The organism is Streptomyces fulvorobeus (assembly GCF_013167895.1).
In the GTDB taxonomy this organism is placed as follows: Bacteria; Actinomycetota; Actinomycetes; order Streptomycetales; family Streptomycetaceae; genus Streptomyces; species Streptomyces fulvorobeus.
The window spans coordinates 1676378-1700015 of the sequence record NZ_BLWC01000001.1 but is presented as its reverse complement, the minus strand read 5'-3'; the positions used below and the strand labels follow the sequence as shown (position 1 = coordinate 1700015).

The 23638-nt window shown below is 74.0% G+C and carries 16 protein-coding genes and 6 pseudogenes; 6 read left to right on the top strand and 16 right to left on the bottom strand.

Annotated features, from left to right (window positions below):
- Window positions 1-70: 70 nt before the first annotated feature.
- The 5 genes and pseudogenes from Sfulv_RS07650 to Sfulv_RS07630 form a co-directional block, all read right to left on the bottom strand.
- Window positions 71-901 (bottom strand): ECF transporter S component, encoded by an 831-nt coding sequence (locus Sfulv_RS07650; RefSeq protein ID WP_173312985.1) that lies wholly within the window; start codon window positions 899-901, stop codon window positions 71-73.
- Window positions 898-2656: pseudogene (locus tag Sfulv_RS07645) on the bottom strand (ABC transporter ATP-binding protein). Before Sfulv_RS07645 ends, Sfulv_RS07650 begins: the two are co-directional and overlap by 4 nt.
- Window positions 2653-3798, bottom strand: a complete 1146-nt coding sequence (locus Sfulv_RS07640; RefSeq protein WP_173312984.1) for an energy-coupling factor transporter transmembrane component T — start codon at window positions 3796-3798, stop codon at window positions 2653-2655. The pseudogene Sfulv_RS07645 and the gene Sfulv_RS07640 overlap by 4 nt, the downstream one beginning before the upstream one ends.
- Window positions 3795-4481 (bottom strand): SCO2322 family protein, encoded by a 687-nt coding sequence (locus Sfulv_RS07635; RefSeq protein ID WP_371874644.1) that lies wholly within the window; start codon window positions 4479-4481, stop codon window positions 3795-3797. The genes Sfulv_RS07640 and Sfulv_RS07635 overlap by 4 nt, the downstream gene beginning before the upstream one ends.
- Window positions 4478-5734, bottom strand: a complete 1257-nt coding sequence (locus tag Sfulv_RS07630; RefSeq protein ID WP_173312983.1) for an SCO2321 family membrane protein — start codon at window positions 5732-5734, stop codon at window positions 4478-4480. The genes Sfulv_RS07635 and Sfulv_RS07630 overlap by 4 nt, the downstream gene beginning before the upstream one ends.
- 488 nt (window positions 5735-6222) lie before the next feature.
- Here Sfulv_RS07630 and Sfulv_RS07625 point away from each other — a divergent pair, with 488 nt between their 5' ends.
- On the top strand, window positions 6223-6744 hold the full coding sequence (locus Sfulv_RS07625) for a hypothetical protein (protein ID WP_256668827.1): 522 nt from the start codon (window positions 6223-6225) through the stop codon (window positions 6742-6744).
- On the opposite strand, the gene Sfulv_RS07620 is transcribed toward Sfulv_RS07625, so the two are convergent.
- The gene (locus tag Sfulv_RS07620; RefSeq protein ID WP_173312982.1) at window positions 6714-8198 is read right to left on the bottom strand and encodes an extracellular catalytic domain type 1 short-chain-length polyhydroxyalkanoate depolymerase; all 1485 of its coding nucleotides are present in this window, start codon (window positions 8196-8198) and stop codon (window positions 6714-6716) included. The two genes, Sfulv_RS07625 and Sfulv_RS07620, sit on opposite strands and share 31 nt — an antisense overlap.
- 274 nt (window positions 8199-8472) lie before the next feature.
- Here Sfulv_RS07620 and Sfulv_RS07615 point away from each other — a divergent pair, with 274 nt between their 5' ends.
- Window positions 8473-9291 (top strand): 3-hydroxybutyrate dehydrogenase, encoded by an 819-nt coding sequence (locus Sfulv_RS07615; protein WP_173312981.1) that lies wholly within the window; start codon window positions 8473-8475, stop codon window positions 9289-9291.
- 112 nt (window positions 9292-9403) lie between these two features.
- Window positions 9404-11403 (top strand): annotated as a pseudogene (locus tag Sfulv_RS07610) (helix-turn-helix domain-containing protein).
- Window positions 11404-11436: 33 nt separating this feature from the next.
- Here Sfulv_RS07610 and Sfulv_RS07605 read toward each other — a convergent pair.
- The 7 genes and pseudogenes from Sfulv_RS07605 to Sfulv_RS07575 form a co-directional block, all read right to left on the bottom strand.
- Window positions 11437-12324 (bottom strand): alpha/beta hydrolase, encoded by an 888-nt coding sequence (locus Sfulv_RS07605; RefSeq protein ID WP_173312980.1) that lies wholly within the window; start codon window positions 12322-12324, stop codon window positions 11437-11439.
- Window positions 12321-13457 (bottom strand): branched-chain amino acid ABC transporter permease, encoded by a 1137-nt coding sequence (locus tag Sfulv_RS07600; RefSeq protein ID WP_173312979.1) that lies wholly within the window; start codon window positions 13455-13457, stop codon window positions 12321-12323. Before Sfulv_RS07600 ends, Sfulv_RS07605 begins: the two co-directional genes overlap by 4 nt.
- Window positions 13454-14340, bottom strand: a pseudogene (locus Sfulv_RS31125) (branched-chain amino acid ABC transporter permease). The gene Sfulv_RS07600 and the pseudogene Sfulv_RS31125 overlap by 4 nt, the downstream one beginning before the upstream one ends.
- Entirely contained in the window at window positions 14340-15116 is a 777-nt protein-coding gene (locus tag Sfulv_RS07590) for an ABC transporter ATP-binding protein (RefSeq protein ID WP_256668823.1), read from the bottom strand. The pseudogene Sfulv_RS31125 and the gene Sfulv_RS07590 overlap by 1 nt, the downstream one beginning before the upstream one ends.
- A pseudogene (locus tag Sfulv_RS31120) lies at window positions 15113-15909 on the bottom strand (ABC transporter ATP-binding protein). Before Sfulv_RS31120 ends, Sfulv_RS07590 begins: the two are co-directional and overlap by 4 nt.
- A complete protein-coding gene (locus tag Sfulv_RS07580; RefSeq protein WP_173312978.1) occupies window positions 15906-17141 on the bottom strand; it encodes a substrate-binding domain-containing protein in 1236 nt (411 codons plus the stop codon). Before Sfulv_RS07580 ends, Sfulv_RS31120 begins: the two are co-directional and overlap by 4 nt.
- Before the next feature lie 138 nt (window positions 17142-17279).
- Window positions 17280-17900, bottom strand: a complete 621-nt coding sequence (locus Sfulv_RS07575; protein ID WP_173312977.1) for a TetR family transcriptional regulator — start codon at window positions 17898-17900, stop codon at window positions 17280-17282.
- Window positions 17901-18128: 228 nt separating this feature from the next.
- Here Sfulv_RS07575 and Sfulv_RS07570 point away from each other — a divergent pair.
- From Sfulv_RS07570 to Sfulv_RS07560, 3 genes and pseudogenes are all read left to right on the top strand, one after another.
- Window positions 18129-19438 (top strand): annotated as a pseudogene (locus tag Sfulv_RS07570) (glycosyltransferase family 4 protein).
- 49 nt (window positions 19439-19487) lie between these two features.
- Window positions 19488-20228 carry a class I SAM-dependent methyltransferase gene (locus Sfulv_RS07565; RefSeq protein WP_173312976.1) on the top strand — a complete coding sequence of 247 codons (741 nt, stop codon included), beginning with the start codon at window positions 19488-19490 and terminating at the stop codon, window positions 20226-20228.
- Window positions 20225-21297: pseudogene (locus Sfulv_RS07560) on the top strand (prenyltransferase). Before Sfulv_RS07565 ends, Sfulv_RS07560 begins: the two are co-directional and overlap by 4 nt.
- 46 nt (window positions 21298-21343) lie before the next feature.
- On the opposite strand, the gene Sfulv_RS07555 reads toward Sfulv_RS07560, so the two are convergent.
- From Sfulv_RS07555 to Sfulv_RS07545, 3 genes are all read right to left on the bottom strand, one after another.
- The gene (locus Sfulv_RS07555) at window positions 21344-21637 is read right to left on the bottom strand and encodes a hypothetical protein (RefSeq protein WP_179763971.1); all 294 of its coding nucleotides are present in this window, start codon (window positions 21635-21637) and stop codon (window positions 21344-21346) included.
- A gap of 87 nt (window positions 21638-21724) precedes the next feature.
- A complete protein-coding gene (locus tag Sfulv_RS07550; protein ID WP_173312974.1) occupies window positions 21725-22585 on the bottom strand; it encodes a hypothetical protein in 861 nt (286 codons plus the stop codon).
- A 175-nt stretch (window positions 22586-22760) separates the two neighbouring features.
- Entirely contained in the window at window positions 22761-23621 is an 861-nt protein-coding gene (locus Sfulv_RS07545) for an N-acetylmuramoyl-L-alanine amidase (protein ID WP_173312973.1), read from the bottom strand.
- Between the last annotated feature and the right edge of the window lie 17 nt (window positions 23622-23638).

The window sequence follows — 23638 nt, the reverse complement described above, 5'->3', positions numbered from 1 at the left end:
CCCCACTCGATCCGGGTCCCGGCGCCGGTCCGCCGCCCGGTCCCCGGCCGGGGCGGGCGCGGCTGGGCCCTCACAGGCCCCTGGGGGCCTCGAACGTGACCTGGGCCTCGAAGGCCGCGCGGCGGGTGGCCCGGCGCAGCGCCTTGAGCAGGGTGGGTCCCACGGCGAGGGTCAGCGCCACGGTGAGTACGGCCCGGCCCAGGTCCCAGCCCAGCGAGGTGGCCACGCAGTACGCCACGAAGCGCACCAGGTTCTCGTGCACCGGGTCCCCGGGGACGAACGAGATACCGGAGCCGGCGGGCGGCACGATCGTCCACCCGTAGAGGTTCATCACCGTGCCGTACGCGAACGCGGCCCCGCACCCGTACACCGCGAGCATCAGCACCTCCGCGCGGCCCCGCAGCCGGTCCTGGCCGGGCAGCAGACCCGCGCCCATCGTGAACCACGCCATCGCCAGCATCTGGAACGGCATCCACGGCCCCACCCCGCCCGTGAGCAGCGCGGACGCGAACATCGTCACCGAACCCAGTACGAAGCCGAAGCCGGGCCCCAGCACCCGGCCGCTCAGCACCATCAGGAAGAACATCGGCTCCAGGCCCGCCGTACCCGCCCCCAGGGGGCGCAGCGCGGCGCCGACCGCCGCGAGGACCCCCAGCATGGCCACCGCCTTCGCGTCCATCCCGGAGTCGGCGATGGTCGCCACCACCACGGCGACGAGCAGGGGGAGCAGGGCCGCGAACAGCCAGGGCGCGTCCTTCTCGTGGGCCACGCCGAACGAGGGGTCGGCGAAGAGCGGCCAGGCGAAGGCCGCCACCCCGATGGCGGTGATGAGGACCAGTGCGGCGACCGACCTGGGGCCGAGGCGGACCGGGCGGGACCGGCGGGCGGTGGGCCGGCTCACGGGGCTCCCTCCAGCGCGGTGCGCACCTGGGAGACGGTCAGCCACGCCTGCGGCGCCAGTATCTTCGCGGTCTGCGGGGCGAAGGCGGGGGAGGAAACGACGACCTCCGCCGTGGGGCCGTCCGCCACGATCTCCCCGTCCGCGAGGATCACCACCCGGTGGGCCAGTTCCGCCGCCAGCTCCACGTCGTGCGTCGCCAGGACGATGGCGTGCCCCTGGGCGGCGAGAGCGCGCAGGATGCCGACCAGGCGGGCCTTGGCCGCGTAGTCCAGCCCCCGGGTCGGCTCGTCCAGGAGGAGGAGCGGGGGACGCCCGGTGAGGACGACCGCCAGGGCGAGCGCGAGGCGCTGGCCCTCGGAGAGGTCCCGGGGGTGGGTGCGGTCGTGGATGCCCGGGAGGAGCTCGGCCACCAGTGCCCGGCACGTGCCGGGGACCGCCTCCGCGTCGGTGTCCGCCGCCGCGCACTCGCCGGCGACGGTGTCCGCGTACAGCAGGTCGCGCGGTTCCTGCGGGACCAGGCCGACCTGGCGTATCAGGTCGCGGGGGCGGGTGGCGCGGGGGTGCGGCCGCCGACCGTGACGGTGCCCGTCGTCGGTTCGACCATGCCGACGAGGGTGGCCAGGAGCGTCGACTTCCCGGCGCCGTTGCGGCCCATGAGGGCGATGGTCTCGCCGGGGGTGATGCGGAGGTCTATGCGGCGGAGGGCGTCCGTGCGGCCGCGGCGGACGCCGAGGCGGGTGGCTCTGGCGGTGTCGGTGCTCCCGGGCCCGGGGGCGGGGTGGAGGGGCGGCGGCGCAGGAGGCGGATGAACTGTTCCCCTGCCCGCCCCTTCCCGCGACCGGTGCTCCGTCCGGGAGCCCGCTCCCCGGACGCGGGAGGGGCCGGGACCGCCGCTCGCGTCCGGGACAGGGCAAAGGCCCCGTCAAGAGTGGCCGCCGCGTCCGCCAGTCTCGCCCGCAGGCCCCCCGCCCCGCGCCGCGCGTCCCGTACGGACAGGGGCAGCGGCGACCAGCCCGCGAGGCGGCCCAGTGCCACCACCGGCGGGTGGACCGGGGAGAGCGCCATCACCTCCTGCGGGGTGCCGGTCACCGGGGCCGCTCCCGGCGAGGGCAGCAGGACGACCTGGTCCGCGTACTGCACCACCCGTTCCAGGCGGTGCTCCGCCATCAGGACCGTCGTCCCCAGGTCGTGCACGAGCCGCTGGAGCACGGCCAGGACCTCTTCGGCCGCCGCCGGGTCCAGGGCGGACGTCGGTTCGTCCAGGACCAGCACCTTCGGGTGCGAGGTCAGCACCGAGCCGATCGCGACCCGCTGCTGCTGACCGCCCGACAGGGTGGCGATGGGCCGGTCGCGCAGCTCGGCCAGGCCCAGCAGGTCCAGGGTCTCCTCCACCCGCCGCCGCATCACGTCCGGGGCGAGCCCCAGCGATTCCATGCCGTAGGCGAGCTCGTCCTCGACGGTGTCGGTGACGAAGTGCGCGAGCGGGTCCTGCCCCACCGTGCCGACCAGATCGGCGAGTTCGCGCGGTTTGTGGGTACGGGTGTCCCGGCCGCCGACCGTGACCCGGCCGCTCAGCGTGCCGCCCGTGAAGTGCGGTACGAGCCCGGACACCGCGCCCAGCAGGGTCGACTTGCCGACCCCGGACGGGCCGACGAGCAGGACCAGCTCGCCCTCCGGAATGGTCAGATCGATCCCGGACAGGGTGGGCCGGTCCGTTCCCTCGTACCGTACCGAGACCTGCTCGAACCGGATCATGACTGCTCCTCGGAACCTGTGAGGGAGGGCGGCAGCGGTGCCACGGCCGCGGGCAGCAGCCCGATCAGGACCGCGGCCGCGGGCCACAGCGGCAGCACCGGGGCGGTCAGCGGTACGACTCCCGGGTGCAGCGCCCGCGGACCGGCGGCTCCCGCCCAGATCATCGCGGCGGCGACCACCGCGCCCGAGCACGCCACCAGCCAGGCCCTGGCCCCCCACCGGTCGGGCCGGTAGCGGGTGCGGACCGAGCGGCGGCCGCCCAGCCGCAGCCCCGCCATCGCGGCGGCCAGGCCGACGACCAGCAGCGGCAGGCCGTACAGGGCGCCCTGCGCGGCGAGCAGCCCGTACGTGCCGGCGCACACCCCCAGCAGTCCGCCGAGCGTGAGCACGTTCGTGGTGCGCCGGACGGCGGGCGGCACCTGCGCCGTACGCCCGTATCCCCGCGCGTCCATCGAGGCCGCCACCGCGACCGACCGCTCCAGAGCGCCTTCCAGGACCGGCAGTCCGATCTGGAGGACGGCCCTGATCCCGCCGGTCGGCCGCCCCCGCAGCCGCCGGGCCGTACGCAGCCGCACCACGTCGGCGACCATGTTCGGCGCGAAGGTCATCGCCACGACGACGGCGACCCCCGCCTCGTAGAGCGCGCCCGGCAGCGACTTCAGCAGCCTGGCCGGGTTGGCCAGCGAGTTCGCCGCGCCCACGCAGATCAGCAGGGTGGCCAGTCTCGCCCCGTCGTACAGGGCGAAGACCACCTGCTCGCCCGTGACCCGGCCGCCGATCCTGACGCCCCGCGCCCAGTCGGGCACCGGCACCTCGGGCAGCGTGAACAGCGGGTGCGTACCGGGAACCGGCGAACCGAGCAGGACGGAGAAGACCAGCCGGACCGCCACCACGAACAGCCCGAGCTTGAGGAACGCCCCGTACGAACGCGCCCACGGCGCGTCCGTGCGCCGCGCGGCCACCACGTACCCCGCCACGCCGACCAGCAGCCCGAGCAGCAGCGGGTTGGACGTCCGGGAGGCGGCGGTGGCCAGGCCGAGCGCCCACAGCCACCACGCCCCGGCCGGCAGCGCGTTGCTGCGGGTGGCCTCGGGCGCGCGCAGGGCACGGTGGAGCCGGGCGGCACGGGTGGAGCGGGTCATCGGCGCCGGCGGCCCTGGAGGACGGCGGCGATACCGAGCAGCAGGACGGCGCCGAGGCCGACGAGCACACCGGCCGAAGGACCGCTGCCTTCGTCGCCACCGGTGGCGGGCGAAGACGCGATCGGCTCGGTGGCGGCGGGCTCGGAGGAGTCCCCCGCGACCTGCTCCCCGCAGCCCGACTCCGGGTAGCCGGAGATCGCGCACAGCAGCGCGTCACTGCTGTAGCGCAGCGGTGTCGCCACCGACGCGAGCGCCTGTGCCGCACTCGCGTCCCGCGCCACCCGCGCGCACGCGGTGCGCGGGGCGGGCGGGGTCTCGCCCGCCGGGGCGTCCGCCGCGGTCCCGGGATCGATGACGACACCGATCCGCTTCATGCCGTCCCGGGCCGGCGTACCCGCGCAGATCTGTGCGAAGTCCGGGGCGCCGCGCGGTCGCGCGGAGTCCTGGGAGTCCTCGCTCACGGAGAAGCGGAACCCCTCCACCGCACCGTCGTCGGGCCTCGTCAGGGACGGGCCCTGGGTGGCGTACGTCCAGTCCTTCCCCTCGCTCTCCCAGAACGACCAGTAGCGGTACCCGGCCGCCTGCGCGCTCCCCGCGCCCAGCACGGCCAGGAGTGCGCCCAGGACGAGCAGCGGGACCGCGGCTCTGGACCGGCCGCGTGCGATGCCCCCCGCCCGCCTCACAGCTGCTGGTTCTTCCGGCGGCTGCTGAGCAGGAAGCCGATCCCCGCGCCGAAGGCGAGGCCGACGCCGACGAGCCACCAGACACCCATGCCGCCGTCGTCGCTGCTCCTGTCCTTCACCGGCTGCTGCCCGGTGAACGTCGGCGAGGGGGCGGCGGTGGCGGCGGGGGCGGGGCCGGTCGCGTTGAGCTGCGCGACGAGGTCGACCCCGCCGAAGTCACGGGCGTCGGTGCCGGTGGCGTGCGCGGCGAGCACCAGCTGCGCGGTGGCGGCGGGCCCTCCCTGCTTCGCCCAGTTCTTCGACTTCTTCGCCAGCCACTTCACGGCTCCGGCCGCCTTGTCCTTGTGGCCGGAGGCGGCGAGCGCGACGACGGCGTCTGCGGTGTTGCCGAAGTCGGGCTGCGGCGCGGTGTCCTCGGCGCCCGGCATGGGCGGCAGGTTCAGGTACGGCTGCTCGGCGAGCACCCCCGCGAGGTAGTACGCGCCGTTCTGCGCGGTCTCCTCGGGGCCGAGGTCCGCGCCCTTCCGGCAGACGGGGGCCTTCACCGCGTTGGAGTCGCCCGCGGCCAGGCCCTTGCCCATCGCGCCGAGCACACCGGCCGCCGTGGCGTCCCCGTTGGCGGCGAGCTCGCCCTTCTTGTCCGGCTGGTACGCGAAGGCGCCGCCCCCCTCACCGCCGCACGGGATGGCGAACGTCTGGAGCGCCGCGTACGGCGTCTTCCCGCCGAGCGTGGTGATGTCGCCGAGCTTCTGGCCCGCCCGGGAGAGCGCGCCGATCACGATCGCGGTGGAGTTGGCGTCGCTCGGGCTGCCCGGGTTGTAGCCCCAGCCGCCGTCCTCGTTCTGTACGGACTTCAGCCAGCGCACCCCGCTGTCGACGGTCTCCCGGTGCACGTCGAGCTCGACGAGCGCCTGCACCGCGGCGGCGCTGGCGTTGGTGTCCCGCACCGTCTTCGGCGTGCAGTTCTCCGTGGCGTCGCGGTACGAGGGGAACGCGCCGTCCGCGCACTGCTGCCCCGCCAGCCAGTCCACCGCCTTCGTGGACGGCGTCACGTACTCGATCTTCTGGGCGAGCAGGGCGAGCGACTGGCGCCAGACGCCGTCGAACTGCGGGTCCGATGTGCCGTACAGGCCGGGCGGCAGTGCGGTGGTCGGGGACGGCGACGGGCTCGGGGCGGCGACCGCGGCGGGAGCGGCGGTGGCACAGAGCACGGCGGTGGTCGCGAGCGCGGCCGCGCTGCGGCGTACGGACATGGCTGGCTGGGCCTCTCCTGCGGGGACCGGGCGCAGGCGCACTGAGGCACCGGCCTCCGGCCCCGTATACCTCGACGGTGCCGGCCACCGGGGTTCCGGTGGCGCGAGCCGGTCACGACCGCGTACAGGGCATGCCGGCTCCACCGCCGGAACCGGGAGCCCGGGGAAGTGGTCGGTGCCGGCGTCGCACCGGATTTCCCCTGTACGGGCATGATGACGACGCGTTCACTCTACCGGCCCGCCCCGCGCCACCCCCGGGCGGACGGCCCAGGTGTACCGACCCGGAGCGCGGGCGACGGGAGTGACGGCCGGCCGCCCGCCGGGTGCGGTGTGCCAGGGGTGCGAAGGGTGCGGTGAGCAGGGCGGGGCACCCGGTCATCCGTTCCGTGAGAAGGGGCTTCCCGGCAGGTCAGAGCCCGTGCGAGACTCCGGCGGAGAACGCACGGGCGCCCGCCCGTGAGGACGGCGGCCGGGCGGGGGCACCACCTGTGGGTACGAGAAGAGCGGCGGTCGTCGCCGCGGTGGGGACCGCCGTACTGACCGCCGTCGCCGGCTGCGGCCTCGGCGGAGGCGGCGCCGGGGAAGGCGCGGTGACGCCGTCGCCCACGGCCGCCGCACCCTTCACCAAGGAGACGGTGGCCGACGAGGTGGGCGCCGCCGCGGACGCGTCAGGGCTCCCGGCCGGTGACGACTCGATGGCCGGGATGCCCGAGGGGGAGTGGCGCGACTGCGTGGCCCCGTGGCTGGCGGACGCGCCCGCGGCGGACGCCGCGGGCGGGTTCGCCGCCACGGTCGGGCGGCTGCGGAAGCTGGGCTGGAAGGTCACCACCAGCCGTGACGAGCAGGACGTCACCTTCCGTGCCCTCACCAAGCAGGGTTGGAGCGTGTATGCCCGGCACTTCGCGATGGAGGGCTTCGGCGACCGGCATCCGGTCTCCTTCACCGCGGTGAAGGACGGCTGCGCGCTGCCGGAGGAGGTTCAGGGGGACTTCTCCGACGACCCGGCCTGACAGCCGGAGTCGGCGATCACGAAGTACCCGGCCGGTGACTCCTTGAGCGTGTGGGTGACGAAGGTGTTGTAGAGCCCCATGTTCTGGCCGGAGCCGATCGCGTACACATAGCCGCCCGAGGTGCGCGCCCGGCCCGCCGTCACGTGCGCGTAGTTGCTCGCGGTGTGGCACCGGACGGTGGCCCCGCCCGTGGTGGTCGCGGTCACCGCCGCCGTGGTGGCACCGACCGCGCCCGAGGTGTCGACAGCCGCCACGGTGTAGCGGTAGGAGACCCCGGCTGCCAGCCCCGTGTCGGTGAAGGAGGCCCCGGCCGTCGAGGCGGTCTTCGTACCGTCGCGGTGGACCACGTAGGAGGCGGCCCCGGCGACCGGACTCCACGACAGGGAGGCCGAGTCGGAGGTGACACCGGTGACACGCAGACCGGAGGGGGCGGGGAGCCCGCCGCCGCCCGGGGCGCCCCGGTCCAGTCCCCAGAAGACACCGGTGTGGTACGCCGAGCAGACGGTGTTCAGGAAGTACGCGGCCGTCGACCCGCACTGCGCGGCGCCCGTCCCGGGGTTCACGGGGAGGCCGTGACCCATGCCGGCCAGGGAGTACGTCTCGACGGCGGGCTTCCCGGAGGCGTCGTGGTAGACGGTACGCGTGGTGTTCCCCGGCAGGGTGCTGGTGCCGTCCGGGGTCTGCCCGACGCCCCACACGTCGGTCCACTGGTCGCGCAGCGCGGTGGCGTTGGCCGGGTAGACCGTGTAGTCCGAGGTGCCCTGCCAGATCGCCACCCGGGGCCACGGCCCCGCGTAACCCGGGTAGGAGGCGCGGACCTTGTCGCCCCACTGGGCCGGGGTGAGCTTCTGCGGCCCCGTCTGGCAGCCGGAGGCGGCGGCCTGGCTCGTGGCGCACTGGGCGGGCAGCCCCGCGGCCACGGAGCCGCCCGCGAACACGTCCGGATAGGCGGCGAGCAGATTGGCCGTCATGCCGCCGCCGGCCGAGAGCCCGGTGACGTACACCCTGCGGCCGTCGGAACCGTACGTGCGCTGGGCGTACTCGACCATCTGCACGACCGAGGCGGCCTCACCCCGGCCGCGCGTGCTCTTCGCCGCGTCGAACCAGCTGAAGCAGGAGAGCGCGTTGTTGGCGGACGTGGTCTGCGGGTACACCACGTCGAAGCCCCAGGCGTCGGCGAACTTCGGCCAGCCGGAGTTGGTGTGGTAGGCGTTCGCGCTCTGGGTGCAGCCGTGCAGGGCGACCACCAGCGGAGAGCCCGCCGGGACGTGCGCCGGGGTGTACGCGAACATCTGGAGGTTGCCCGGGTTGGAACCGAAACCGGTCACCTGGTGCAGGGTGTCGGCGGCAGCAGCGAGGGCGGGGGCGGCGGTTGCGGGCAGGGCCGGCAGGACGCCGAGTACGGCGGTGGTCACGACGCACCGGAACAGGCGTCGAAGGATCGATGGGCGCACGGTGGGGCCTCCCTGATCGGACGTGCGGACTGCTGCCGGAACCTATGAGCGGCGGCCCGGACTGCCCATGTGGCGCGCGGCCACCGGCACCGCCCGGGAGTGTGCGGCACGGACCTTGCGCAGGTCAGAGGGGTACGCCGGGGGGCGCGCCGCCCCGTACCACCGGGCGCCGGCCGGTCACCGCCCCCCATGTACGCCGCCACCATGTACGGGTACGAGGGTGTGTGCACCAGCCCCGTGTGATGCGGGCGGCGACCTCCTTACCGTGACGGCCATGCAGACTTCCCGGACACCGGATCACGAACCCGCCCCCTCCCCCGCCGACGGTGCGGGGCCCTCGTCCGCCGACCGGTCCCTGGCCGGGCGTACCGCCTTGGTGACCGGTGCGGCGAGCGGCATCGGACTGGCCTGCGCGCGGGCGCTCGCCGCGGCGGGCGCCCATGTGCACATCGTCGACAAGTCGGCCGAGGCGGCCGAGCGCCTGGCCGGCGAGCTCGGTGCGACCGCCTGGGTCGTCGACCTCTCCGACCCCGAGGTGGTCGAGACCCTGCCCGCCGACGTGGACATCGTGGTCAACAACGCGGGGCTCCAGCACATCGCCCCCGTCCACGCCTTCCCGCCCGAGCGCTTCACGCTGATCCAGCGGGTCATGGTCGAGACCCCCTTCCGCATCTTGCGCCGGACCCTGCCCGGCATGTACGAACGCGGCTGGGGGCGCGTCGTCAACATCTCCTCCGTCCACGGACTGCGCGCCAGTCCCTACAAAGCGGCCTACGTCACGGCCAAGCACGCACTGGAAGGACTCAGCAAGGTGGTCGCACTCGAAGCGGCGGAGCACGGGGTGACGAGCAACTGTGTCAGCCCCGGGTACGTGCGCACGCCCCTGGTCGAGAACCAGATCGCGGCGCAGGCCCTCACCCACGGCATCTCGCAGGAGGAGGTGGTGGGGAAGGTCATGCTGGAACGCAGCGCCGTCAAGAGCCTGATCGAACCGGCGGACGTCGCCGACGCCGTCCTGTGGCTGTGCGGCCCCCGTACCGGCCACATCACCGGCACCTCGCTCTCCATGGACGGCGGCTGGACCGCCAACTGACGCACGGCCCTCCCCGCCCCCGCTCTCCCGCCCTCCCCGCATCCCCGCCCCCTGCTCTCCCGCCCCGCGCTCCTCCGCTCTTCCGTGCTCCTCCGACGAACGATGGCCGCCCATGACTGAACCGTCCCCCTCCGCCGCACCCCACCTGCGACGCCTCCTCGCCCTGCTCGCCGACGACGCCCCCGCCGAGGCGCTCGGCGCCGTCTCGTCGGCGGCGAGAGCGGCCGGGGTGCCCGCCGCGGACCTGGCCGAGGTGGAAGGGGCGGTCGCCACGGCCCTGCGCATCAGGGGCGCCCTGCGCCAGCACCGCCGCAGGGAGCTCCAGCTCACCGCCCTCTTCGACACGGCGGGCGACCTGGCCGCCTCCCGCGACCTGGACGACGTGCTCAAGGCCATCGTGCGGCGGGCCCGGATGCTGCTCGGCACCGACACCGCCTACCTCACCCTCCCCGACGAGGAGGCGGGGGACACCTACATGCGGGTGACCGACGGCTCCGTCTCCGTCCTCTTCCAACGGCTGCGGCTGGAGCTCGGCGAAGGGCTCGGCGGACTCGTCGCGCAGACCGCCAGCCCGTACGCGACGCCCGACTACCGCACCGACGACCGCTTCCGCCACACCGACAACATCAACGCCGGTGTACTGGCCGAGGGACTCGTCGCCATCCTCGGCGTGCCCCTCCTGCTCGGATCGAGCCGGGGCGGTACGGGCAAGGTCATCGGCGTCCTCTTCGCCGCCGACCGCTCCCCGCGCGTCTTCAGCCCCGACGAGGTCGCCCTGCTCTGCTCCCTCGCCGCGCACGCCGCCATCGCCATCGACACCGCCCGCGCCCTCGCCGACACCGGGGCGGCCCTCGCCGAGCTCGCCCAGGCCAACGCCGAACTGGCCGAGGCCAACGCCGCCGTGCGCGAGCACTCCGCCGCCATGCGGCGTGCCGAGGAGGCCCACGACCGGCTCACCGACCTGGTGCTGCGCGGCGGCGACGTCACCGACGTCGCCACCTCGGTCGCCCGGCTGCTGGACAGCCCGCTGACCATCCACGACCCGGGCGGACGCCCGCTCGCCGCAGTCAGGCCCGACGGGACGGCCGCCTCCGCCGCCGGGCCGGACGCGGAGTGGCTGGCCGACACCGCCGAGGAGTCCCGGGCCGGCGGACGCGCCGTCCACCGCGACGGACGGTGGATCTGCGCCGTACTCGCCGGCCAGGAACTCCTGGCCAGCCTGGTGCTGCACCAGCGCCGGCGGCTGGACGACTCCGACCGCCGGCTGTTCGAGCGCGCCGCCGTCGTCACGGGGCTGCTCCTGCTGCTGCGCCGGACGGTGGCCGAGACGGAGAACCGGATTCGCGGCGAACTGATCAGCGACCTGCTGGGCGACGCGGAACGCGACCCGGCCGGACTGGCCGAGCGCGGCCGCCGGCTGGGCATCGACCTGGACCGGCCCCGGCTGCTGCTGGTCGCCGAGTCCGCCGCCCGGGAGCGCCTGGGCGCCGCCGCGCTGCGGTATCTGTTCGGCGGGGACATCCACGGGGTGAGCGCCGAACACGCGGGCGCGGTCGTGCTGCTGGTTGACCACGACCAAAACGGCCCCGACGCGGGTACGGGCGCCGGCCGGTCACCCGGTGAGGTGGCCAGGGCGGCGGCAGCCCAGCTCGGCCACCTCGTCCAGGCCCCGTCACGGTCGCGGCGGCCGGCCCGGCGGGCGGACCGCGCGAACTGGCCGCCGCGTACGCGGAAGCGGCCCGCTGCCTGCGGGCGATGCGGGTGCTCGGCCGTACCGGCGAGGGCGCCTGTGTGGACGAGCTCGGCTTCCTCGGTGTGGTGCTGGGCAACGCGCAGGACGTCGACGGCTTCGTCCTGGCCACGCTCGGCCCGCTGCTGCGGTACGACGAGCGGCGCGGCACGCACCTGGTGCGCACGCTCGGCGCGTACTTCGGGGCGGGCGGCAGCCTGATACGGGCCAAGGACGAGCTGCACGTGCACGTCAACACGGTGGTGCAGCGGCTGGACCGCATCCAGGTGCTGCTGGGGCGGGACTGGAACGAACCCGGCCGGGCGCTGGAGCTCCAACTCGCCCTGCGGCTGCACCTGCTGGGGGGCGGGCGGGAGCGGTGACGCCGTCCGGCACGGCCTGCGGCGTCGCGCCGTTCAGCGTGCGGCGGCCAGCAGACGGTGGGCGATCTCCTGCGCCCCTCTGTCGCCCGTCAGCACCGTGTAGTGGTTGACGTCCGCGATCCGTACCGTACGGACCGCCTCCGCGGGCAGGGCCGCAGCCCTCAGCCGGGACTCGTCGTACAGGCCCTGGGGCTCGTCCATGAGCCCTCGCTCGGCCCACAGCAGGGTCGCGGGCACCGGCAGGTTCCGTACCGCCGACAGCACATCGGGCGCGAAGAGTCCGGTGCCGTCGGCGCGCACCGCCTCGATCCGGCAGGTGGAGCGCAGCACCGGTTCCTCGCCCGTCAGGTCACGCTGGATGTACGCCTCCACCTCGGGGGACCACGAACCGGCGAACGCGGGATGGGCCTGCCAGAACGACCGGTAGGCGGCCCGGTCGGCGAACGTCATCGACAGCCGGTCCATCGCCGGTCCGATGACGGCGCTCAGGAGCGCGTCCGGGGAGAGGCCGGTGGGCGCGGGGAAACCCACCCCGCCGTCGACGAGCAGCAGGGGCCCGAACCGCTCCGGGTGCCGTACGGCGGCCAGCGCCGCCACGAACGCGCCCATCGAGTGACCGGCGAGCACCACCCGGCCCTGGCCCAGCGACCCGGCCACGGCCGCCACGTCGTCCGCGTGGGCGGCGATCCCGTACGGGCCGGGCAGCCCGGCGCTGGCGGCCCGGCCGCGCAGGTCCGGGGCGACCAGCGTGACCCGGCCCGCCAGCGCCCGGGCCACCCGCCCCCAGGACAGGGCGTTGGCCGTGATGCCGTGCAGGGCCACGACCACCGGGGCGCCGGTCTCGTGGGCCGGCCAGCGCAGGACCGTGAGACGGCCCCCGGTGACGGGGACCCGCGTCTCCTCGTACGGGACAGTGGTCATGAACTGCGGCCTTCCTCAATGGTGTTGAGCTGGGCGCGGCGGCCCGCGCCCAGGCGGGACGGGAGCCGTGCGAGGCCGCCCGGCAGCAGGTGCACCACGGCCACGAACACCACGCCGAGCAGGAACAGCGGCTGGGACAGCGGCACCCTCAGCACGGCGGGGAGGTCGGCGACCGCTCCCGACCCCGCGAGGTCGCCGAGCCGGTGATCGGCCCAGGTGTAGAGGATGCCGCCGACCATCGGACCCCACCGGGTGCCCGAGCCGCCGAGGACCACCATCACCAGCAGCGACAGCGTGAAGTCGGAGGTCGTTGTCTGCGGGGTGGAGCCCCCGGTGAGCAGCAGGTGGACGAGGCCGCCGACCGCAGCCAGCGCTCCCGCGAGCACGAAGGCCGTCAGCTTGAACCCGTACGGCTTCAGGCCCAGCACCTCCACCCTGCGCTCGTTCTCCTTGATGCCCTCCCAGACCCGGCCGGTGGGGGAGCGGACCGCCCAGCGGACGACACCGAGGGTGAGGACGAGGTAGGCCAGCGCGATCCAGTACAGGTTCGCGGTGTTGCCGATCCCGACGAGACCGGCCGGCAGCAGCTCGGCGGGGGCCGCCCGGCCCTCCTCGCCGCCGGTCAGACCGCCCGGATTGCGGGAGACGAGGATCGAGCCCGCCTGCGCGAAGGCGAGCGTCACCATGGAGAACCCGATGCCGGTGACCCGCAGGCTCACCGAACCGAGCACCAGGGCCAGCGCGATCCCGAAGCAGAGTCCGAGCACCGCCGCGAGCGCGAACGGCAGTCCCGCCTCCAGCAGGAACATGTTGGTGGCGTAGCTGCCCGCCGCGAAGTACAGGGCGTGCCCGAAGGACAGCAGCCCGGTACGGCCGAGCAGCAGGTCGTAGCCGGTCGCCAGGGCGCCGAACAGCAGGCAGGTGGCGAGGAGCTGGAGCGAGCCGGGGCTGCCCACCGGCCCGTCGAGCAGCCCCGGCAGCGGCAGCGCGCTGAACGGGGCGACGACCAGGGCGAGCAGCACGGCTGCGGGCCACCAGCGCAGCACCCGGGCCGGTGTCCCGGCAGCCGGGCGCGGCGGCAGGGCGGCGGGCGCCCCGCCGGTACGGTCGTGTGTGTCGGTGGCGGTACTCACGCGAGCCTCCCGGTCAGTCCGCGCGGCCGGACGAGCAGCAGCGCGCCGAGCAGGACGACGACGGCCAGGTCGCCGAGGCCCGCTGCGGTGTAGTAGTTGGCGAACTGCTGGACCAGGCCGATGACGACGGCCGCCACGGCGGCCCCGGTCACCGAACCCATGCCGCCGGTGACCACCACCACGAAGGCGAAGATCAGCAGCGAGGTGCCCTGCCGGGGATCGACCGAGCCGAAGTACAGCCCGCCCAGGGCCCCGCCGAGCGCGGCGACGCAGCCGCCGATCGCGAAGACGAGCGTGAACGCCCTGCGGACGTCGATGCCCAGCGCGGTCACCATCGCCCGGTCCTCGACCCCCGCCCGTACGACGAGGCCGTGCCGGGTTCTGCCGAGGAACAGCCGCAGGGCCACGAGGACCACGACCGCCGCCGCGATCAGGACGATCCGGTTGACGGGCACCTGCGCGCCCAGCAGCCCGAAGGTGCCCGACAGGGCCTCGGGGCCCGGGAACGTCAGCGCGTCCGGCCCCAGATCCCCGAGAGGAGCGCGGGGACGGCGAGCCCCACCCCGACCGTGGCGAGCACCTGCTCACGCGGCCGGGTGTACAGCGGCCGGACCACGGCGAGTTCGAGCACGACGGCGGCGACGGTGCCCACCGCCGTACCGAACAGCACGGCCAGGGCGAAACCGGCGCCGCCGGGACCCGCGCCGGGCAGGTTCCCGGACGCCGCCCACCAGGTGCCGTACGCGCCGACGGAGAGCAGCGCCCCGTGCGCGAAGTTGAGCACGTCCATCAGGCCGAAGATCAGGGAGAGGCCCGAGGCGATCAGGAAGTAGAGAGCCCCCAGACCGAGCCCGGTCATGGTGAGCAGAACGATGGTGGACATCAGGAATCCGCCTCCGCGGTCGGGGAAGAGGCATGGGCGGTCCGGGAGGCGGCGGCGGGCGGGCCGTGTCCGACCCCCAGCAGCCTGCGGGCCGCCTCCGCGTCGTCCAGCAGCGCCTGTGCCGGACCCCGGTGCGCGGTGCGCCCGTCGGCCAGGACGACACACGTCCCGGCCAGCCGCCGTACGACGGCGAGGTTCTGCTCCACGAGCAGCACGGGCACCGCCTCGGCGGCCCGCTCCAGCACCCCGGCGACCTCGGCGACGACCCGGGGCGCGAGGCCCTTGGTGGGCTCGTCGGCGATGACGAGCCGGTTGGTGTTGAGCAGGGTGCGCCCGATGGCCACCATCTGCTGCTGCCCGCCGGACAGTGTTCCCGCCAACTGGCGGGCGCGCTGCTTGAGTTCGGGGAAGAGTTCATGGACGAGCGGGTACGCGGGCTCGCCCGCCCCGCGCCGTTCGGCGAGCCGCAGGTTCTCCGCGACGGTGAGGCCGGCGAAGATCCCACGGTCCTCGGGGGCGTACCCGATGCCCCGCCCGACCACCGTGTGGGTGGGCAGCGCCACGGTCTCCTCGCCGTCGAGCAGCACACTGCCGGCGCGCGGCACGAGGCCGAGGATGCCGCGCACGGTCGTGGTCTTCCCCGCGCCGTTGCGGCCCAGGAGCGCGGTCACCCCGTGGCGTGCCACGTCCAGGTCCACGCCGTGCAGGATGTGCCGACCGCCGATCAGGACCCGCAGGTCCCGTACGGCGAGCAGGACGTCCGGGTCCGGTGTCACAGCCCCTCCCCGAGGTAGGCCCGCTGGACCAGCGGATCGGCGGTCACGGCCTGCGGGGTGTCCAGCGCGAGGAGCTGTCCGTGGTGCATCACGGCGAGCCGGTCGGCGAGGCCCAGCAGGACGTCCATGTGGTGCTCGACCATGAGGACGGTCCGGCCCTCGTCGCGGTGCAGGGTGCGGATCAGTTCGGTGAGGGCGGGGACCTCCTCGGCGCTGACGCCCGCCATCGGCTCGTCGAGCAGCATCAGCCGGGGCTCCCCGACCAGCAGGACCGCGAGTTCGAGCTTGCGCTTCTCCCCGTGGGACAGCTCGGCCGCCACCGTCTCCGCCCGGTGCCCGAGCCCGGTGCGCTCCAGCACCGCGCGCACCTCGGCGGTGTAGGGGGACGCGCGCCGCCACAGCCGGTACGAGCCGCCCCGCGCCGCCTGCGCGGCCAGCCGGACGTGCTCGGCGACGCTCATCCCCGGCCAGAGGCTCGACGTCTGGAACGTACGCCCGATCCCGCGGCGCGCGCGGATGTGCGCGGGCTCAGCCGTGATGTCCGCGCCGTCCAGCGCGAGCGTCCCGGCCGTGGGGTGGTCACTCCGCTGATCAGGTTGAACAGGGAGGTCTTTCCCGCCCCGTTGGGGCCGATGAAGGCCAGGAACTCGCCCTCGCGGACGCTCAGGGTGATGTCCTCGACGATGGTCGCCCCGCCGATGCTCCAGCCGAGCCCGTCCAGGCCCAGTACGGGGCGGGGGCGCGCGGATGTCCGCCGCGCTCCGTGGTGGTGCCGGTGGCCGTCATCGCTCAGCCCGCCGAGGGGGTGACCGGCGGCGCCACCGCGTCCATCGGCTGGGTGCTCACCAGCTCCGGGACGGCGCCCGTGCCCTCGCCCTCCAGCCGCGCCACGAACATCGGCTGTATCAGGGCGTGGTCCTCGGCGCGGACCTGCGTCCTGCCCTTCACCCCGTCGAAGGTCCAGCCCTCCAGGGCCTTCGCCATCGCGGCGGTGTCGGTGGCGCCGCCCTCCTCCACGGCACGCACGATCATCTGGGCGGCGGTGAAGCCGTCCGGGGTGAACAGGTCGGGGGCGCCGCCCGCCTTCTCGACCGCGTCGAGCATGGCCTGCTCCACCGGGTTGCCGCCGCCCGCTCCGGGGAAGTAGTGCGCCAGGAACGACACCTTGGAACCGGCCGCTCCGAAGACCGGGTACGAGGCCGTCCCGGCCAGCCCCGTGACGACCTTCCCCGCGTCCAGCACACCCTGCTGGTCCAGCGCCGTCCACAGGGCGGGGGCGGTGGAGCCGGCCCAGGCGACGAAGACCAGATCGGTCCCCGCGGCCTTCACCTGCCGGGCGAACGGAGTCAGGTCCGTCGCCCCGGGCGGCGCCAGCACCGAGCCGACCTCCGCGCCCCTGCCCCCCAGGACCGCCTCGACGGCGGTGACGTTGGCCTGGCCGAAGGTGGAGTCCTGGGCCAGCACCGTGACCTTCTTGTCCTTGGCGTCGCCGAGCATCGTGCCCGCGGTCAGGATGTCCTGGTAGGACTGCCGGCCCGACCGGAAGGTGTAGGCGTTGACCCCGGTCACCGCGTCGGTGGCGGCCGGGCCGCTGACGTACAGCACCTTGTTCTGGGCGGCGAGCGGGGCCATCTGGAGGGCGACGCCGGAGTCGGTGGTGCCGGCCAGCACCTTGTAGCCCTTGCCGATCAGGTTCTTCGCGGCGGAGACCGCCTTGCCGGGGTCTCCCGCGTCGTCCTGCTCGGTCACCTCGATGCGGTGGCCGCCTGCCTTGCGGGTGCCCTTGGTGGCGTGGTCGAGCCCCGCCATGAAGCCGTCGCGGTACTGCTTGCCGTAGGCGGCGAGCAGCCCCGTCCGCGAGTAGACCAGGCCCACCTTGACGGCGTCGTCCTTGCCGCCCGCGGAGTCGGACCCGCCGGCCTGCCCGGCGGCCGCGCATCCCGCCAGGAGCAGTGCGGCGGTGCCGAGGGCTGCTGCGGTCAGGAATCTGTGCTGGACGGTGCCTACGGCTCTGCGACGGCGCATGATGACCGGCTCCTCGGCGTGGTTCGGGTGATGTCGGCCGAACCTACGAACACCGCGGCGCCGTCGATATGGTGCAGGAGCCCTCACCTCGCCGGGTCCCCATGTGGGTGCCCGACATGGGCACGGGCCGGGGCCCGCTCAGTCCCGCGGGGGACCGGCTTCCGTGTCCGGCAGCTCGATCAGCCTGCACACCGTCTCGATGTCGGTCCGCACCTGGCTGATCGAGGCCCGCCCGGACAGCCAGGTGATCAGCGCGGAGTGCCAGGTGTGCTCGATGACCCGGACCGCCGACAGCTGTTGCGGCGTCGGGTGCTCCAGCCCCGTCGCGTCCAGCACGATCTTCGTCGTGAGCCGCGAGACGGCGTCCACCTCGGTGCTCACGCCGCGGTCGGCGAAGGTCAGCGCCCGCACCATGGCGTCGGCGAGGCAGGGCTCCCGCTGGAGCGCCCGGAAGGCCCGCATCAGGGTCTCGGCGACCCGGTCGGCGGCGCTCTCCCCGGTCGGAGGGTGGTCGCGGAGCGTGCCGTGCAGGTGCTGGAGCTGGTCCTGCATGGTGGCGACGAGCAGATGGATCTTGGAGGGGAAGTAGCGGTAGAGCGTGCCCAGGGCCACCCCGGCGGCCTCGGCGACCTCACGCATCTGCACGGCCTCGAACCCGCCCCTGCCCGCCAGCTGGGCGGTGGCGTGGAGGATGCGGCGGCGGCGGGCCTCCTGACGTTCCGTCAGAGGAGGCGATGCGGGTCTGGCTTCCGCTGTCATGTGTCCCCGTCCATGGCTTCCGTCCGCGACCGCTACCGGGGAGCGGGTTTGCGGGCGCGCACCGCATGCCAGGGCGCCCGCCGTGGCGCGAATCACCTGATCCGGCGGTCACGCCGACGCTACCTGCCGGTAGATTCGATGCTCGTCGAACGATCCGGTCTGAAACTTGTTCTAGATTAGCGTGAGCGGTTACGCTCCGGCGAACACGCAGTGAGAAGGGAGCCGAGAGTGACCGCTGAGGCCGTAGAGACGGGCCCCCGGGCGGGCACCGCGGCACCCGCCGCCGACGACCGGCCGTTGCGCATCGCGCTCCTCACCTACAAGGGCAACCCCTTCTGCGGCGGCCAGGGCGTCTACGTACGCCATCTCGGCCGCGAACTGGCCCGCCTCGGCCACCGCGTCGAAGTGATCGGCGCCCAGCCCTACCCGGTGCTCGACGAGGGTGTCCCGCTCACCGAGCTGCCGAGCCTGGACCTGTACCGCCAGTCAGACCCGTTCCGCACCCCGGGGCGCGGCGAGTTCCGCGACTGGATCGACCTCGCCGAGGTCGCCACCATGTGGACCGGCGGCTTCCCCGAACCGCTCACCTTCAGCCTGCGGGCCCGGCGCCACCTCCTGGCCCGGCGCGGCGACTTCGACGTCATCCACGACAACCAGACCCTCGGGTACGGCCTGCTCGGCGACCTCGGAGCCCCGCTCGTCACCACGATCCACCACCCCATCACCGTCGACCGGCAGCTCGACCTGGACGCCGCGGGCAGCAGGCGCCGCCGCGCCTCCGTACGCCGCTGGTACGCCTTCACCCGTATGCAGAAGCGGGTCGCCCGCCGCCTGCCGTCCGTCCTCACCGTCTCCGGCTCCTCCCAGCAGGAGATCGTCGAACACCTCGGCGTACGCCGGGACCGGATCGGTGTGGTGCACATCGGGCCGACACCGACCTCTGGTCGCCCGATCCGTCCGTCGCCGAGGTGCCCGGCCGGATCGTCACCACGTCCAGCGCCGACGTCCCGCTCAAGGGCCTCGTCCACCTGGTTGAGGCACTGGCCAAGCTCCGCACCGAGAACCCCTCGGCCCACCTCGTGGTCGTCGGCAGGCGGGCCGAGGACGGCCCCGTCGCCCAGGCCATCGAGCGGTACGCGCTCCAGGACGCCGTCCGGTTCGTCAAGGGCATAAGCGACACCGACCTGGTCGACCTGGTGCGCAGCGCCCAGATCGCCTGTGTCCCCTCGCTGTACGAGGGCTTCTCCCTCCCCGCGGCCGAGGCGATGGCCACCGGCACCCCGCTCGTCGCGACGACCGGCGGTGCGATCCCCGAGGTCACGGGCCCGGACGGGGAGACCTGCCTCGCGGTGCCGCCGGGCGACGCCGGCGCGCTGGCCGTCGCCCTCGGCCGGCTGTTCGGCGACCCGGAACTGCGGGCCCGCCTCGGCGCGGCCGGCCGCGAACGGGTGCTCGCCCGCTTCACCTGGGCCAGGGCGGCCCTCGGCACGGCCGAGCTGTACCGTCAGGCGATCGTCTCCCGGGGTGCCCGCAGGTGACCGCCGCCGCCCACGGAACCCGTACCTCCGACCTCGAAGGCAGGCCCTCGTGCTGACCGTCGACTTCACCCGCTTCCCGCTCGCCCCAGGCGACCGAGTGCTCGACCTGGGCTGCGGTGCAGGCCGGCACGCCTTCGAGTGCTACCGCCGCGGCGCCCAGGTCGTGGCACTCGACCGGAACGCCGAGGAGATCCGCGAGGTCGCCAGGTGGTTCGCCGCGATGAAGGAGGCCGGTGAGGCCCCCCAGGGCGCCACCGCCACCGCGATGGAGGGCGACGCCCTCAACCTGCCCTTCCCCGACGACTCCTTCGACGTCGTGATCATCTCCGAGGTGATGGAGCACATCCCCGACGACAAGGGAGTGCTCGCCGAGATGGTCCGCGTGCTGCGGCCCGGCGGCCGGATAGCGGTCACCGTGCCGCGCTACGGCCCCGAGAAGATCTGCTGGTCGCTCTCCGACGCCTACCACGAGGTCGAGGGCGGCCACATCCGCATCTACAAGGCCGACGAACTGCTCCGCAGGATGCGCGAGGCCGGCCTCAAGCCGTACGGCACCCACCACGCGCACGCGCTCCACAGCCCGTACTGGTGGCTGAAGTGCGCGTTCGGGGTGGGCCGCGACGGCGAGGACGCGGCCCTGCCGGTGCGGGCGTACCACAAGCTGCTGGTCTGGGACATCATGAAGAAGCCCGCCGTCACCCGGGTCGCGGAGCAGCTGCTCAACCCCGTCGTCGGCAAGAGCTTCGTGGCGTACGCGACGAAGCCGCACCTGCCCAGGGCCCAGGCGTGAGCACTCCCGAGCGGACGGAACACCTCGTACTGCCCGGCGTCCTCACCGCCGGCCAGGCCGCCGAGACCGTCGCGGCGCTGCGCGCCGTCCAGCGCGAGGACGGGGCCCTGCCCTGGTTCCGCGGCCACCACCTGGACCCGTGGGACCACACCGAGGCCGCCATGGCGCTCGACGCCTCCGGTGAGCACGAGGCGGCCGAACGCGCCTACGCCTGGCTGGCCCGCCATCAGAACGAGGACGGTTCCTGGTACGCCGCCTACCACGACGGCGACCCGGAGCAGCCGACCGACCGCAGCCGCGAGACCAACTTCTGCGCGTACGTGGCCGTCGGCGTCTGGCACCACTACCTGGCCACCGGCGACGACGCGTTCCTCGACCGGATGTGGCCGACGGTCCACGCCGCGGTCGAGTTCGTCCTGCGGCTCCAGCAGCCCGGCGGCCAGATCGGCTGGAAGCGGGAGCCGGACGGCACCGCCGTCACCGACGCCCTGCTGACCGGCTCCTCCTCCATCCACCACGCGCTGCGCTGCGCGCTCGCCCTCGCGGAGGAACGCGAAGAGCCGCAGCCCGACTGGGAGTTGGCGACCGGAGCGCTCGCACACGCGATCCGCGAACACCCGGAACGCTTCCTCGACAAGGGCCACTACTCGATGGACTGGTACTACCCGGTCCTCGGCGGCGCGGTCACCGGCCCCGCCGCGCTGAAGCGGATAGACGACGGCTGGGACCGGTTCGTGGTACCCGGACTCGGTGTGCGGTGCGTCCTGCCCAACCCGTGGGTCACCGGCGGCGAGAGCTGCGAACTGGCCCTGGCGCTCTGGGTGATGGGGGAGTCCGACCGGGCCCTGGAGATCCTCCAGTCCGTCCAGCACCTACGGGCCGCCGGGGGCCTGTACTGGACGGGGTACGTCTTCGAGGGGAACCGCGCCTTCTGGCCGGAGGAGCTCACCACCTGGACGGCGGGTTCCCTGCTGCTCGCGGTGGCCGCCCTCGGGGGGACGAGGCGACCACCGCGGTCTTCGGGGGCGAGCGCCTCCCGGGCGGACTGGAGCCGGACTGCTGCCGCTGAGCGGGCGGACCGCCCGCCGCGTGCTCACCGCGAAGGGGGCCGCCGGTCAGGAACGGCGGACGCGGCCGGCCACGGCGTGGCCGATGAAGAGGTAGACGACGGCGGCGAGGCCGTAACCGGCGACGACCCGTGCCCACTCCTCGTCGAAGGTGAACAGGTCGTGCGACCAGCCGGCCAGCCAGCGGGCGGAGTCCCGGACGAACTCGACCAGGCCGTTGGCCTGGTTGGCGTCGAGCAGGTACATGAGAATCCACAAGCCGATGATGAAGGCCATGATGTCGGCCACGACGGCTATGACGCGTGCGGCGGTAGAGCTTCCTGTACCTGATCTGGGAGACATGGATAGCAGATTGCCGTTTTACGGCGGGCGAAACCCCGAACGGCCCCCGCCCGGCAGGGCGAGGGGCCGCGACGTGCGTGCGGGGGATCAGCCGCGCTGGATGCCCGTGGTGTCCTGGAGGACTCCGCGACGGCCGTCCTGCGTCTGGGCGACGAGGCCGGGACCGTGCTGCTCGACCGCGAGATACCAGGTGCCAGGCGCCAGTTCGGCGATCGGGTTGGGCGAACCGTCCTCGCCGTACAGCGGACGGGCCACCGGCACGGCGAACCAGAACGGGTTGAAGTCACCGGCCGGCGCTCCGCCGTCCTGCGGTCCTCGTGCCTGCGGGGGCTGCTGGGACTGAACCGCCTGCGCCTGGGCCGGGTCGGCCTGACCCGGCTGCTGCTGCGCGCCGTACGGCTGGGGCTGACCGGGCTGCGCGCCGTAGGGCTGCTGGCCGCCGGGGTAGCCGTAGCCCTGACCGGGCTGCTGCTGCGCACCGAACGGCGCCTGCACACCCTGCGGCGAGGCCGGGCGCGGGGCGCCCGTCAGCGGAGCCTTGAGGGCCGGGACCATCGGGGTGGCGATCGCGGCGGCCGCCAGGATCAGGGCCCCGAGCAGGCCGAGGATCAGGCCGGCACCCGCGTCGTCGGCGTCGATGATCGTCCAGAACGCCGTCCACAGCGAGAAGACGGTGAACGCGACACCGAACTGACCGAGGTCCAGTCCCACGACCTTGCGGCCCGGCATGGCACGGCCCACGATCACCAGCGCCGCGCCGATGACACCGGCCAGGAAGATGCTCATCAGAAGCGAGAGCGAGTCCCAGGCGTTCGGGCTCTCGAAGCTGGAGCAGTTGACGCCCGCGGGGCAGTCGAAGCCGGAGAGGTCGAGGAAGGAGGCGATGAACAGCACCACCGCTGCTCCGATCACCACGCCGTCGCCTCGAGTGAGGGAGCGGATATTCACGTGAAGGTCCTTAGTCGGTCGTCTCGTCGGGGTGGTCGTCGCTGCCGCCGGTTGGGCGGGTACGGCGCGAAGCTCGGGGTGGCTCCCCATCGTACGGATGAATCTATCGTCTGCCCGGCCGGGTTGGGCCCCGCCCCGGACCTCGGACTGTTATCCGCCCGATTCCTACGCGGGTCTACCCGTTGAGATAGCCGCTGATGCCGTCGGCGATGCCCTGAGCCGCCTTCTGGCGCCACCGCGCGCTCGTGAGCAGGGCCGCGTCCTCGGGGTCGCGCATGTTGCCGCATTCGACGAACACCTTCGGCACGGCCGACAGATTCAGTCCGCCGAGATCCGTGCGGGTGTCGAGACCGGTGCTGTCACCGACGTAGTTGGAAGGGGCGCTTCCGGTGGCACGGCCGAACAGGCCGGCGATACGGGTGCCGAGTTCGCGCGAGGGCCCGACGATCTTCGTGGTGTCCGCGGTCCCGCTGGATACCCGGCCGGGGACGATCACGTGGAACCCGCGGTTCCCGGCCGCGGAACCGTCCGCGTGCACGGAGACGACCGCGTCGGCCTCCGCCTCGTTGCCGATGCGGGCCCGCTCGTCGATGCACGGGCCGAAGGGGCGGTCGTCGTCGTGCGTCAGTACGACCTTCGCGCCCCGCGACTCCAGCAGGGTGCGCAGCCGGTGCGACACGTCGAGGGTGAACCGCGCCTCGGAGTAACCGGCGACGGTCGCGGTCCCGGTGGTGTCGCACTCCTTACGGCCGGTGCCGATGTCCACCGTGGTGTTGATCTCGCGGGTGTGATCGCGGTTGCGCGGGTTGTGCCCGGGGTCGATCACCACGGTCCTGCCGCTGAGCGGCGCGTCCGGGGAGGGCTCGGAGGACGCCGGTGCCGAAGGGGCGGGTGTCGCGTCGCCGCCGGGGCGGGAGTGCGCGGCGCCCGCGCCTCCTCCGCACCCGGCGACGGTCAGGGTCAGGAGGGTCAGGGCGGCGGCGGTGAGCCGGGGCCGGACGTGGCGGGCGGGGGAGACGCTGTCGTGGTACGGCACGCGGCGAGCCTATCCGG

Bases quoted from the DNA above. Each gene is read 5' to 3' on its own strand.
- Sfulv_RS07555 (WP_179763971.1), bottom strand. From the start codon at position 21,637: ATGTCTCCCAGATCAGGTACAGGAAGCTCTACCGCCGCACGCGTCATA.
- Sfulv_RS07630 (WP_173312983.1), bottom strand. From the start codon at position 5,734: ATGTCCGTACGCCGCAGCGCGGCCGCGCTCGCGACCACCGCCGTGCTC.
- Sfulv_RS07640 (WP_173312984.1), bottom strand. From the start codon at position 3,798: ATGACCCGCTCCACCCGTGCCGCCCGGCTCCACCGTGCCCTGCGCGCG.
- Sfulv_RS07575 (WP_173312977.1), bottom strand. From the start codon at position 17,900: ATGACAGCGGAAGCCAGACCCGCATCGCCTCCTCTGACGGAACGTCAG.
- Sfulv_RS07580 (WP_173312978.1), bottom strand. From the start codon at position 17,141: ATGCGCCGTCGCAGAGCCGTAGGCACCGTCCAGCACAGATTCCTGACC.
- Sfulv_RS07605 (WP_173312980.1), bottom strand. From the start codon at position 12,324: ATGACCACTGTCCCGTACGAGGAGACGCGGGTCCCCGTCACCGGGGGC.
- Sfulv_RS07615 (WP_173312981.1), top strand. From the start codon at position 8,473: ATGCAGACTTCCCGGACACCGGATCACGAACCCGCCCCCTCCCCCGCC.